We start from the raw sequence: 11900 nt of genomic DNA, 5'->3' as shown, positions 1-11900 counted from the left end.
CGAGCCGGCCGACCATGCCGGTCAGCAAGGTGATCCCTTGTGCCACCGACCCCCCATCATGCATGCGCGACGCTTACACCACGCTTCAACCGAGACGCACACCTGCCGTCTGGAACTGCACGCACCGGCTTCACCGCGACGCGCGGCGGTCGAGGCCCTGATCCGCAACGTCTACGACCACCGCTACGGCGCGCAGCCCCCGGCCTTCACGCCGGTGCTCGCGAGCCTGTCCGACCCGCGTGGCGTGGTCGCCGCGGCCGGCTACCGCGCCGCACGCGACGAGCCGCTCTTCCTCGAACGCTACCTCGGCCGCCCCATCGAACACTGCCTGCCCCAGACGGCCGGCGAGCCCGTGCCCCGCGCGCAGATCGTGGAAGTGGGCCACCTTGCCGCCACGCGCGCCGGAGAAGGGCGCCGCCTCATCCACTGCCTCACCCAGCACCTGGTGGACGAGGGCTACACCTGGGTGGTGAGCACCGTCACGCGCGAGTTGCGGGCGCTCTTCCTGCGCCTGGGCATCACGCCGCTCGCGCTCGGTGCAGCCGACCCGCACAAGCTCGGTGACGAGCGCCACCACTGGGGCCGCTATTACGAGCACGAGCCGGTGATCCTCGCCGGCCACCTGCCGCAGGCGATCAGCCGGCTCGACGGCGCGCTCCAGCGCCGCACCCCCGACGAGCCGCTGCCGTTTTTTACGCCGGAGGGCCAGCCATGAACGTGGGTGCCGATCACTGGGCGCTTGAAGACGACCGCGTGCGCTGGACGGGCGCGCAGCTCGACGAAGCCGTCGCCGCCTGTGCCGCGCAGTTGCAGTCGCGCGGCATCGAAGGGCGACTCGCGACGCTGCTCGACAACTCGGCTGCGTGGGTGGTGCTCGACCGCGCCTGCGTGCGCGCCGGGCTCGTGCACGTGCCGCTGCCGGCCTTCTTCACGCCCGATCAGGTGCAGCACGCGCTCATGGCCGCAGGCGTGGGCACGCTCGTCACCGAGGTGGGGGCAGAGGCTGCCGACACCTTCACCGTGGCCGGCCGCCCCCTGCGCCTCGCGCGCCACGCCGCGGCGGCGGTGCCGCTCCCGGCCGGCACCGCGAAGATCACCTTCACGTCGGGCACCACCGGCACGCCGAAGGGCGTGTGCCTGAGCGAAACCGCCATGCAGCGCGTGGGCCTGGGCTTGGCCGAGCGCCTGCAGCCGCTCGGCATCACGCGCCACCTGTGCGCCTTGCCGCTGCCGGTGCTGCTGGAAAACATCGCCGGCGTGCTCGCCCCGTTTGCCGCGGGCGCGACCTGCATCGTGAGGCCGCTGCGCGAGCTGGGCCTGACCGGCTCGTCGAGCTTCGACCCCGGCGCCTTCGACCGCGCGGTGCGCCTGCACCAGCCGCACAGCCTGGTGCTGCTGCCGCAGATGCTGCGCGCCTGGGCCGGCTGGCTGCACGCCACGCGCCAGCGCGCGCCGGAAGCGTTGCGCTTCGTCGCGGTGGGCGGTGCGGCCGTCGGCCCGAAGCTGCTGGCGATGGCGCGGGCCGTGGGCCTGCCGGCCTACGAAGGCTACGGCCTCTCGGAAGCGGCCTCGGTGCAGACGCTCAACCTCCCCGGTGCCGACAAACCCGGCAGCGCCGGCCGGCCGCTGCCGCATGCGCAACTGCGCATCGGCGCGGGCGGCGAGGTCGAGGTTGCGGGCTCGCTCTACCTCGGCTACGTGGGCGGGCCCGCCATGACCGAGGCCTGGGTTGCGACCGGCGACCTCGGCTCGATCGACGCCGACGGCTTTCTGCACCTGCAGGGGCGCCGCAAGCATGTGCTCATCACGGCCTTCGGGCGCAACGTGTCGCCCGAGTGGGTGGAGACGGTGCTGCGCGACGAGCCCGCGGTGCTGCAGGCGGTGGTCTTCGGCGAGGGCGAGCCGCAGCTGTGGGCCGTGCTGTGGCCGGTCGACCCGCGCGCCGACGACGCCACGCTCGAGCGCGCCGTGGCCGCCGCCAACGCCACGCTGCCCGACTACGCGCGCATCGGCCGCTGGGTGCGCGGCGCCGCGCCTTTCGATGCCGCTTCTGGTTTCGCCACCGCCAACGGCCGCCCGCGGCGCGATGCGATCGAGCAGCGCCACGCCTCTTCTTCACAGCTTTCAAACGAACCGACATGAGCTTCTACGAACGACTCGCCGCCGACACGGCCGCCGCCCGCAACACGCTGCTGGCCGCGCCCATCATCCAGGGCTGCCTGAAGGCCGAGGTGTCGCTGCCCAGCTACCTCGCCTTCCTCACCCAGGCCTACCACCACGTGCGGCACACCGTGCCGCTGCTCCAAGCCTGCCGCGCCGCGCTGCCGCCGCGGCTCGACTGGATGCGCGCCGCCTTCGACGAGTACATCGCCGAAGAGGCCGGCCACGACGAGTGGATCCTCGACGACATCCGCGCCGCGGGCGGCGATGCCGAAGCGGTGCGCCACGGGCAGCCGGGCCAGGCCACCGAGGTGATGGTGGCCTACGCCTACGACGCCATCGCGCGCCGCCACCCGCTCATGTTCCTCGGCATGGTCTACGTGCTCGAAGGCACCAGCGTGTCGCTCGCGCTCGCCGCGGCCGACCAGATCCAGCAGGCGCTCGGCCTGCCCGACAGCGCCTTCAGCTACCTGCGCTCGCACGGCACGCTCGACCGCGAGCACGTGGACCACTACGCGATGCTGGTCGACGGCCTCGACGATGAAGCCGACCGCGCGGCTGTGTTGCACGCAGCCAATGTGTTCTTCAAGCTCTACGGCGACGTGTTCCGCAGCCTGCCCATGCCGCGCGCCGAGGTGGTGGCATGAAGGCCGGCGAGGCCCGCGTGCTGCTCACGGGGGCTGCCGGCGGCATCGGCCGGGCCGTGGCCGCGCGGCTCGTGCGCTCGGGCGCCTCGGTGATGCTGGTGGGCCGCTCGGCCGCGAGGCTCGCGAGCCTCGCGCGTGAACTCGCCGCTTCGGTGGGCGCCGACCCCACCGACGAGAAACGCCTCGCCTGGCGTGTGGCCGACCTCACCGACCCCAAGGCCCTGGCGCAGCTGGCCGACGACGCCGCCCAATGGCGCTGCAACGTGCTCGTGCACGGCGCGGGCGTGCCCGCCTTCGGCCCCATCGCCGAGCTGGAGGCCACGCGCCTCAACACGCTCGTGGCGACCAACCTCATCGCGCCCATGCAGCTCACGCAGGCGCTGCTGCCGCACCTGCGCACCCGCGCGAAGGCGCAGGTGATCTGCATCGGCTCGGCGCTCGGCCGCCTCGGCCTGCCGGGCTTCGCGGCCTACAGCGCCACCAAGTTCGGCCTGCGCGGCTTCGCCGAAGCGCTGCGCCGAGAGCTGGCCGGCACGCCGGTGCGCGTGCAGTACCTCGGCCCGCGCAGCACGCAGACGAATTTCAACGACGCCCGCGCCGAGGCCTACATGCATGACACCGGCGCCAAGTTCGACACGCCCGAGCGTGTGGCCGACGCGTTGCTCGCGCTCCTGGAGAGCGAGCGGGCCGAGCGCTACGTCGGCTTCCCCGAAGTGATCGCGGTGCGCCTGAACGGCCTCGCGAGTTCCTGGCTCGACGGTGCTTTCCGCAAGCACCGCGACAGCCTCCAACCCCGCAACCGATAGAGAGTGACCCGATGGACAAACTGACCTTCGGCGCGATGGGCGCCTTCGCCCTGTGCCTCCTGATGACGATCGCCCCGACCCGCGCCGCCACGGCCGGGCCGGTGGAAGACGGCGTGGCCGAGATCCAGCGCGAGTGGGCGCAGATCCGCTACCAGCGCCCGGCCGCCGAGCGCGTGCGCCTCTTCGAAGACCTGGCCGCCAAGGCCCACCGCCTGAGCGAAGCGCAGCCGCAGCGCAGCGAGCCGCTGGTGTGGGAAGGCATCGTGGTCAGCTCGCTGGCCGGCGAGAAGGGCGGCCTGGGTGCGCTCGGCCTGGTGAAGAAGGCCAAGTCGCTGTACGAAGACGCGATCCGCATCGAAGGCAGCGTGCTCGAAGGTTCGGCCTACAACAGCCTGGGCGTCCTCTACTACAAGGTGCCCGGCTGGCCCATCGGCTTCGGCGACAAGGCCAAGGCGCGCGAGCTGCTGCAGAAGGCGCTCGCGATCAGCCCGAACGGCATCGACGCCAACTACTTCTATGGCGAGTACCTCGTCGAGACCGGCCGCCGCGGCGATGCCGTGGCCTACCTCGAGCGTGCTCTGGCCGCACCCGCACGCCCGGGCCGCCAGGTGGCCGACGAGGGCCGCCGTGCCGAGGCCCGCGAGCTGCTCGAACGCGCCCGTGCGCATTGACGCACGAGGCCCGCTCGGCGCGGGGCTCTGCTTACACTGCGCCTCGCGAAGACTCTCTGCGAGGTGAGCATGCGTGTGCTGGTGGTGGAAGATGACGGCCCGCTGGGCGAGGCGCTGGCCGAGGGCCTGCGCCAGCTCGGCCATGCGGTCGACTGGTTCACCACCGGCGCCGAGGCCGACAACGCCCTTGGCGTGGCGCCTTATGACGCCGTCGTGCTCGACCTCGGCCTGCCCGGGCGCGACGGCCTGTCGTGGCTGGCCGAGTGGCGGCGGCGCGCCATCGCCGTGCCGGTGCTCGTGCTGACCGCGCGCGACGCGGTCGAGCAGCGCATCGAAGGCCTGGACACCGGCGCCGACGACTACCTCGTCAAGCCCATCACCATCGACGAACTCGGCGCCCGGCTGCGCGCACTCGGCCGCCGTGCCGCCGGTGGGCGCGCGCAATCGGTGTGGCAGCACGGCGCGCTCTCGTTCAACGCGTCGTCGCGTGCCGTCGAGTGGTGCGGCCGGCCGGTCGAGCTCACTGCGCGCGAGACCGCGGTGCTGGAGGTGCTGATGTCGAACCCGCACCGGGTACTGTCGAAGGCGGCGATGCTGGAAAAGCTCTACGACTGGTCGCGCAACGAACCCGAGGGCAACTCGCTGGAGGTGCACATCCACCACCTGCGGCGCAAGCTCGGGCCCTCGGTCGTGCGCACGGTGCGCGGCGTGGGCTATGCCCTCGGCACGGCCGAGCCCGAAGCGCCATGACGCTGCAGCGCCGCCTGCTCGTCTACCTGATGCTGTGCGCACCGCTCGTGTGGGTGGTGGCGTTTGCGATCTCGTTCGACCGGGCACGCGAAGAGGTCGATGAACTCTTCGACACCGAACTCATCCGCCTGGTGCGGCAGGTGCATGCCTTGCTGCCGGCCGATGGCGATGCGAGCCGCGTCTCGTTCGGCGAGCTGCCCAAGATGCCGAAGACGGGCGACGCCAGCGGCGGCGCCGCCGAGCTGAACGACTTCGCCATCGCCGTGTGGGACCGCAACGGCCGCCGCGTGCTCGACCACGACGGCAACGGCCTCGAATACAAGCCCGGCCGCAACGGCTTCGTCGACGAGACCCACGGCGGCGAGGTGTGGCGCGTGTACTACCTGAGCTCCGCCTCGGGCGCGTGGCACGTGGCCGCGGGCCAGCTCGACCATGAGCGCGACGAGCTGGTGTACGACGTGACGCTGAGCCAGCTCTTCCCATGGATCGTGATGCTGCCGGTGCTGATCGGTGCAATGGCGTGGGCGGTGCGGCGGGCGCTCGCGCCCATGCAGCACCTGGCGCACCAGATCGGCCACCGTGGCGCCGACGACCTCACGCCCATCGCCACCGAGCGCCAGCCCGGCGAGCTGCTGCCGCTGCTCGCCGCGATGAACGGCCTCTTCAAGCGCGTGGCCGACGTGCTCGCGCGCGAGCGGCGCTTCACCGGCGACGCCGCGCACGAGCTGCGCACGCCGCTCGCAGCGCTGCGGGCGCAGTGGGACGTGGTGCGCCGCGCCACGCCCGGCCCGGCGCGTGCACATGCCGAGGAGCGGCTGGCCTCGGGGCTCGACCGCATGGACCGGCTCGTGGCCCAGCTGCTGATGCTCGCGCGGGTGGAGTCGGTGCGCCCCGGCAGTGCCGCGCCTGCGAAGGACGAGATCAACTGGCGCAGCATCGTCGAAGAGGTGGTGGCCGACTGCCTGCCGCTCGCCGAGCGGCGCCACATCGAGATCGCCTGCGAGTGGCCGCCCGACGACCGGCGCGCGCTGCCCATGCTCGGCAACATGCCGCTGCTGGCAGTGATGCTGCGCAACCTGCTCGACAACGCAGTGCGCTACGCCACCGAGCACTCCACGGTGAGCATCCGTTTCACCGAGACCGGCCTCACCGTCGACAACGAATCGCCCGCGATTCCGCCCGAGCACTTCGCGCGGCTCGGCGAGCGTTTCCACCGCATCGAGGGTCAAGCCGAGTCAGGCAGCGGGCTCGGCATCTCGATCGCCAGCCGCATCGCGGCCCTGCATGGCCTGGCCGTGAGCGTGGGGCCGCAGCAGGGTGGCAGGGGCTTCAGCGCCCGGGTGCGCTTCGCCGCCTGAGCGCGCGACCTTGATCTGCGTCATGCGTGCTGGCCTCGCCAAGCGCATGCTCGGCATCTGACCATTCGCGACGCAAGGAGATCCCCATGACCCGCAACGAAGGAAACCTCGACCGCGCCGTGCGTGCCATCGCTGGCGTGGCACTCATCGGCGCCACCCTGGCCGGTGCCATCGGCCCCTGGGGCTGGATCGGCGTGGTGCCGCTGGTCACGGCGGCCATGGGCTGGTGCCCGCTCTACCGCGTGCTCGGCATCAACACCTGCAGCCTCGGGAAGTAGGGCTTCGCGCCCGCAGGGCTGTTCAGCGCGTGCTGCGCACCAGCAGCACCGGCACCGGCGCTTCGCGCAGCACCAGCTCGGCATCGCTGCCGAGCGCCAGGCGGTTGAAGCCGCGCCGCCCATGCGTGCCCATCACGATCAGGTTGCAGCCGCGCTTGCCCGCTTCCTGCACGATCGAATCGGCGGGGCGCTGCGACATCACCTCGCTCAGCACCGTCTCGCACGCGAGGCCTGCATCGCCCACGGTCTTGCGCGCCTCTTCGAGCACCGTCTTGCCGTGCTCGACCAGGATCGCCCGGGTCTCGTTGAAGGCCGAGACCGACGCCATCTCCACCGTCATCGGGAAGTCGTCCACCACTGTCAGCAGCACCAGCTTCGACTTGAGCTGCCGGGCGAGCTCGATCGCCTCGCTCAGGCCCCGCTTGGAGGTGGCGCTGCCGTCGATGGGAACCAGGATCTTGTCGTACATGTGAACCTCCGTGCGGCCAGGCAACGATGGGCCCCCGCCCGGCCTCGGCATGGGGGCTCGTGGATTCTTTCGGTGTCGTGGCGTGGCGTCTTGCGAATTCGCATGGAAGGCGGTGGGCGCCTTCAATCGCGAGAGGCCAGGAACAGCACGATGGCCCAGGCCGCGAGCAGCGCGACGACGACGAGCAGGCCGCCTGCCAGCATCACCCAGCGCAGCATGTGGGGAGCCTTCATCCGGCGTGGCCGGTGGTGGCGATGTTCGTGACTGGGCGCATGGCGTTCCCTTTCGGTGCTCGAGTGCCGCGCGTCGCGCAGCCCTTGTCGGTGCAGCCACTGTGGCCCCATAGGCGTCGCGCGCTTTGCGATCCATCAAATCCGTGATCGCCGTCATCTTCCGGCTTGACAGGGCGCAACCCGAAGTGGGTTGCTCCGCGGCCCAATGTCGGTGGTTTCTTGCGATGTCCGATGCGCCCTCTTCGTACCTACCTGCTGACCCTCGTCGTGGGGGCCGTGTTGCCGCTTGCTGTATTGGCCACGGTGCAGGCGGTGGGCAGCGCCAGGCGGCAACGGGTGGCCGTGGAAGCCAGGCTGGTCGACACATCGAAGACCCTGGCCACCGCCGTCGATCACGAGCTGAGCCGCAGCATCGCCGCGCTGAGCGTGCTGGCGGCGTCTCCCCGGCTCGACGCGGGTGACGTCGCGGAGTTCTACGAGGAGGCGCGCGCCTCGATGGGCCAGATGCCTTGGCTCACCGTCTGGCTGACCGATGACCAAGGCCACCAGCTCATGAACCTGCTGGCCCCTCTTGGCACGACGCTTCCCGACATCGGCGACCGGCCGCATGTGAGGCAGGCGTTGGTGAGCGGCAAGCCGGCGGTGTCGAGCATCATCGTCGGCCGCTACTCCGGCATGCCCAACGTGACCGTCGTGGTGCCTCGCAGGAGCAGCGGAAAGTCCACCTACCTGGTCGGCGCCGCCCTGTGGCCAGCGACCTTCGGCGACATCCTCTCGTCGGTTGACAAGGACTTCAGGTCGGCCACGGCGTCGGTCATCGGGCATGACTTCCTCATCGTTGCGCGCAACCGCGAACCTTCGAAATGGGTCGGGCAGCGGGCTCGCCAGGACTACATCGACTCGGTGACCTCGGCCCCGGAGGGCCTCTCACGGACCACCACGCTCGAAGGCGACGGCGTCTATGCCGCGCATCGCCGCCTGCCCGAGAGCGGGTGGACGGTCGGCATGGGCGTGCTGGCGTCCGAGGTGGAACGCCCGATGCGCCGCGCGCTGTGGGCCTCGGCCTTCGTCAGCCTGTCGGTCCTCGGGCTGGCGGGCGCCGTGGCCATCGTGCTGAGCCGGCGCATCACGCAGCCGATCAAACGCCTGGCGGCGGCGGCCCAGGGCATTGCGCTGGGCCACCCGGCCGAGCTGCCGCAACCCGCCTCGTCGCGCATCGCCGAGATCGCCACGCTGACCACGGCCTTGCAGTTCGCCGGCGAGGCCACGCGCGAGCGCGACCGGCTGGCCGAGCATGCGCGGCGCATGGCCGCGGAGCTGGAAGCGGCCGAGATCCGCGAGCGGCAGCAGATCGCCCGCGACCTGCACGACGACCTGGCGCAGACGCTCTCGGCCGCCATGATCCGCCTGGCGCGGCTGCAATCCCACCCCGACCCCGAGGTCGCCCGCATGGCGGCCGAGCTGGCCGGGCTCGTGGGCCGTGCCGACCAGTCGACGCGCTCCCTGGCCGCACAGCTCTCGCCGCCCGTGCTCTACGAGCTGGGCCTGGTGCCCGCGCTCGAGTGGCTGGCGCAACAACTCTTCAACGACTACGAGCTCGCCGTCGAGGTGCACGACGATGGCGAGCCGAAGCCGCTTTCCGACGAGGTGGCCTCGGTGCTCTTCCGCTGCGTGCGCGAGCTGCTCATCAATGTGGCCAAGCACGCGCAGTCGAAGGAAGCGTCGGTGGCGCTGCTGGTGGAAGACGGCCAGGCCCTGGCCATCCATGTGCAGGACGGCGGGCGCGGCATCGAGACGCCGATGGGCGACGAGGGCGGGCTGGGGCTGCTGGCCGTGAAGGAGCGCCTCGCGCACCTCGGGGGCACGTTCGAGATCCGTGCGATCGAAGGTGGTGGCACCGACGCCACGATGCGCGTGCCCCTCGGCCCGGCGATCGCGCCCCGTTCTTGATCTTCGTCACGCACGCGCAGCCCGCAGGGCGCATGCTTGCGCACCTGCGGATCGACTGAACGCAGATCGACTGTACGCAGATAGAGACGAAGGGGAGCCCATGAGCATTGCAGACATTTCCCGCCAGGACGTGCTGGCGATCGACAGCGCCACGCCGGTGGCCGATGCCGCCGCGCTGATGCGCGATCACCACGTCGGCGCGCTGGTGGTGACCGCGGCCGACGGCGAAGGCGAGCGCGCGATCGGCATGCTGACCGACCGCGACCTCGTCGTCGAGGTGCTGGGCCGGCATCTCGCGAGCGACGGGCTCACGGCCGGCGACGTGGCGAGCCGCACGCTGGTGTCGGTGCGCGGCGAGGCCGACCTGGCCGAAGCCATCGCCACGATGAACAAGCACGGCGTGCGCCGGCTGCTCGTGACGGGATCGCAGGGTGAAGTCACCGGCATCGTCTCGCTCGACGACCTGCTCGAATCTCTGGTGGCGCAGCTCGCGGGGCTTGCGATGACCATGCGCCAGGGCGTGGTGCGCGAGACGGCGCAGCGGCAGGCGCGCATCGGGCAACGGCGGCCGGTGTTCCTGCCCTACGGCACGCCGGGCATGCCGGGCGCCTGACGCTCACCACGGCGGTGGCCCCGGGCATGTGGCCCCCCATCGACCCCTGGCTGTGGGGCAGCGTCGCCAGCCAGGTGATGGCGGCCTCGCTGGCCGGCCCCGAGGCGCTGGCCGCGCTACAGGCGCTGCGGCTGCGCAGCCTGCTGGTGCATGCGAAGGCGGCATCTCCGCTCTACCGCCGCCTGCTCGCGGGCATCGACCCCGAGCGCGCGAGCCTGCACGAGCTGCCGGTCACCCACAAGCGTGACCTCATGGCGCAGTTCGACGACTGGGTCACCGACCCGCGCCTGCGCCTCTCCGAGGTGCAGCGTTTCATGGCCGACCTTGACCGCATCGGCGAACCCGGCCCGCAGGGCTACAGGGTCTGGCAAAGCTCCGGCAGCTCGGGCGAGCCGGGTGTGTTCGTGCAGGACGACATGGCGCTCGCGGTCTATGACGCGCTGGAAGCGCAACGCCGGCCGTGGTCGGCCCGCCGCCTTGTCGACCCCTGGTGCACCGGCGAGCGCATCGTGTTCGTCGGTGCGACCAACGGGCACTTCGCCGGCATCGCGTCCATCCGCCGCCTGCGAAGGCTCAACGCCGCGCTGGCCGGCCACTACCGCGACCTGTCGTTCCTGCAGCCCACCGCCGAGCTGGTGGCGCAGCTGAACGCCTTCGCGCCGACCATCGTCGCCACGTATCCGAGTGCGGCGCTGCTGCTGGCCGAGGAGCACCGCGCCGGCCGCCTGACGGTGGCGCCGCGCGAGGTGTGGACGGGCGGCGAATCGCTGTCGCGTGCGATGCGGTCGCATGTGGAGCAGGCCTTCGGCTGCAGCGTCGTCGAGAGTTACGGCGCGTCCGAGTTCCTGGTGCTCGCCTCGCAGTGCAGAGCCGGTCGCCTGCACCTCAACAGCGACTGGGTGATCCTCGAATCGGTCGACGCGCACGGCCGCCCGGTGCCCGCGGGCGAACTCGGCGCTACCACGCTGCTCACCCACCTCGCGAACCGCGTGCAGCCCTTGATCCGCTACGACCTGGGCGACCGCGTCGCGCTCCACGCCGAGCGCTGCACCTGTGGCTCGCCGCTGCCGCTGATCGACGTGCAGGGCCGGCGCGACGACACGCTGCACCTCGCCTCGAAAGGGCGGCGGGTGAGCGTGCTGCCGTTGGCGGTGTGCACGGTGCTCGAGGAAGAGGCCGGCCTCGTCGACTTCCAGGTGGTGCAGCGCGCGCCGGCCGAGCTGGAGATCCTGGTCGGCGAGGGTGTGCCACCGGCGTTGGCCGAGCGGGCGTCGCAGGCGCTGGCCGGTTTTGTCGAACGCGTGGGCGCCCCCGGCGTGCGCGTGGCCTGCCGCATCGGGCAGCGCCGCCACCTCGGGCCGGGCGGAAAAATCCAGCGCGTGGTGGCGCTCAGTGCGCCGACTCGGCGTGGTGCAGCAAGGCCTCGGCCACACGACGCTCCAGTTCGTCGACCCCATACGAGGTGAGGTCGAGGTCGACCGAGGCGTGCAAGGCTCGTTTGGCCGCGGGGCTGAGCCGGCTCCTCAACTCGCCGAGGAACGGGCACGACGCGAAGAGCACCACGCTGCCGTAGCGGCCGCTCGCGAGTTCGGCGTCGACACGCTGCGCGATCTCGTCGGCGAACTGCAGGTGCTCCTTGCGCTTGCGGCTCATGCGCGGGGCGAAGGCCACGCCGCCTGGGTGTCGGTCGCTGCTGCCGTGGCCGGCGCGGTCGGGCTCCAGCTCCGAACTCCGTGCGCGGCTTTCGGCGTGCTTCATCAGCGCAAGCGGCATCAGGGGGTCATGTCGCGACTCGCGCGAGAAGAGGTGGGCTTCGCTGGCGTTGGCCACCAGCGTGAGTTCGTGTTTCATCGTGCATCTCCAGGTTGCAAGCTGACCCAACTCTAGGAAGGGCGCGCGCGCCTGCCTTGCGCGAAGTCAATCGACGACGGGTGCCGGCGGGCGTTGACGCAGGTCAAGCCGCGG

Annotated in this window: 13 protein-coding genes; 11 read left to right on the top strand and 2 right to left on the bottom strand. The window is 71.5% G+C overall.

From position 1 onward, the window contains the following. Window positions 1-58 precede the first annotated feature (58 nt). The 8 genes from KF892_05055 (at window position 59) to KF892_05020 (ending at window position 6670) form a co-directional block, all read left to right on the top strand. Entirely contained in the window at window positions 59-715 is a 657-nt protein-coding gene (locus KF892_05055) for a thermostable hemolysin (protein MBX3624362.1), read from the top strand. Further along, the gene (locus KF892_05050; GenBank protein MBX3624361.1) at window positions 712-2142 is read left to right on the top strand and encodes an AMP-binding protein; all 1431 of its coding nucleotides are present in this window, start codon (window positions 712-714) and stop codon (window positions 2140-2142) included. Before KF892_05055 ends, KF892_05050 begins: the two co-directional genes overlap by 4 nt. Continuing rightward, the gene (locus KF892_05045; protein ID MBX3624360.1) at window positions 2139-2807 is read left to right on the top strand and encodes an iron-containing redox enzyme family protein; all 669 of its coding nucleotides are present in this window, start codon (window positions 2139-2141) and stop codon (window positions 2805-2807) included. The genes KF892_05050 and KF892_05045 overlap by 4 nt, the downstream gene beginning before the upstream one ends. Then, a complete protein-coding gene (locus tag KF892_05040) occupies window positions 2804-3613 on the top strand; it encodes an SDR family oxidoreductase (protein MBX3624359.1) in 810 nt (269 codons plus the stop codon). Before KF892_05045 ends, KF892_05040 begins: the two co-directional genes overlap by 4 nt. Window positions 3614-3675: 62 nt before the next feature. Continuing rightward, window positions 3676-4284, top strand: coding sequence for a hypothetical protein (locus KF892_05035; GenBank protein MBX3624358.1), 609 nt, complete (start codon window positions 3676-3678; stop codon window positions 4282-4284). Window positions 4285-4353: 69 nt separating this feature from the next. Beyond that, entirely contained in the window at window positions 4354-5034 is a 681-nt protein-coding gene (locus KF892_05030) for a response regulator (GenBank protein ID MBX3624357.1), read from the top strand. After that, window positions 5031-6392 carry a sensor histidine kinase N-terminal domain-containing protein gene (locus tag KF892_05025; protein MBX3624356.1) on the top strand — a complete coding sequence of 454 codons (1362 nt, stop codon included), beginning with the start codon at window positions 5031-5033 and terminating at the stop codon, window positions 6390-6392. The genes KF892_05030 and KF892_05025 overlap by 4 nt, the downstream gene beginning before the upstream one ends. Window positions 6393-6478: 86 nt before the next feature. After that, window positions 6479-6670, top strand: a complete 192-nt coding sequence (locus tag KF892_05020; GenBank protein MBX3624355.1) for a DUF2892 domain-containing protein — start codon at window positions 6479-6481, stop codon at window positions 6668-6670. A 22-nt stretch (window positions 6671-6692) separates the two neighbouring features. On the opposite strand, the gene KF892_05015 is transcribed toward KF892_05020, so the two are convergent. Then, entirely contained in the window at window positions 6693-7139 is a 447-nt protein-coding gene (locus tag KF892_05015; protein MBX3624354.1) for a universal stress protein, read from the bottom strand. A gap of 464 nt (window positions 7140-7603) precedes the next feature. Between KF892_05015 and KF892_05010 the strand changes: the two genes are divergently transcribed. The 3 genes from KF892_05010 (at window position 7604) to KF892_05000 (ending at window position 11401) form a co-directional block, all read left to right on the top strand. Beyond that, complete coding sequence (locus KF892_05010; GenBank protein ID MBX3624353.1) at window positions 7604-9322, top strand: hypothetical protein; 1719 nt, start codon at window positions 7604-7606, stop codon at window positions 9320-9322. A gap of 100 nt (window positions 9323-9422) precedes the next feature. Further along, window positions 9423-9935, top strand: a complete 513-nt coding sequence (locus tag KF892_05005) for a CBS domain-containing protein (GenBank protein ID MBX3624352.1) — start codon at window positions 9423-9425, stop codon at window positions 9933-9935. A 26-nt stretch (window positions 9936-9961) separates the two neighbouring features. Beyond that, on the top strand, window positions 9962-11401 hold the full coding sequence (locus KF892_05000; protein ID MBX3624351.1) for a phenylacetate--CoA ligase family protein: 1440 nt from the start codon (window positions 9962-9964) through the stop codon (window positions 11399-11401). Here the strand turns inward: KF892_05000 and KF892_04995 are convergent. Then, window positions 11325-11786, bottom strand: a complete 462-nt coding sequence (locus tag KF892_04995; protein ID MBX3624350.1) for a host attachment protein — start codon at window positions 11784-11786, stop codon at window positions 11325-11327. The genes KF892_05000 and KF892_04995 overlap by 77 nt on opposite strands. Window positions 11787-11900 lie beyond the last annotated feature (114 nt).

This window comes from Rhizobacter sp. (assembly GCA_019635355.1).
Taxonomy (GTDB): Bacteria; Pseudomonadota; Gammaproteobacteria; order Burkholderiales; family Burkholderiaceae_C; genus Rhizobacter.
Note: the sequence above shows the minus strand (reverse complement) of the source record. Positions and strands in the feature narration are given on the sequence as shown.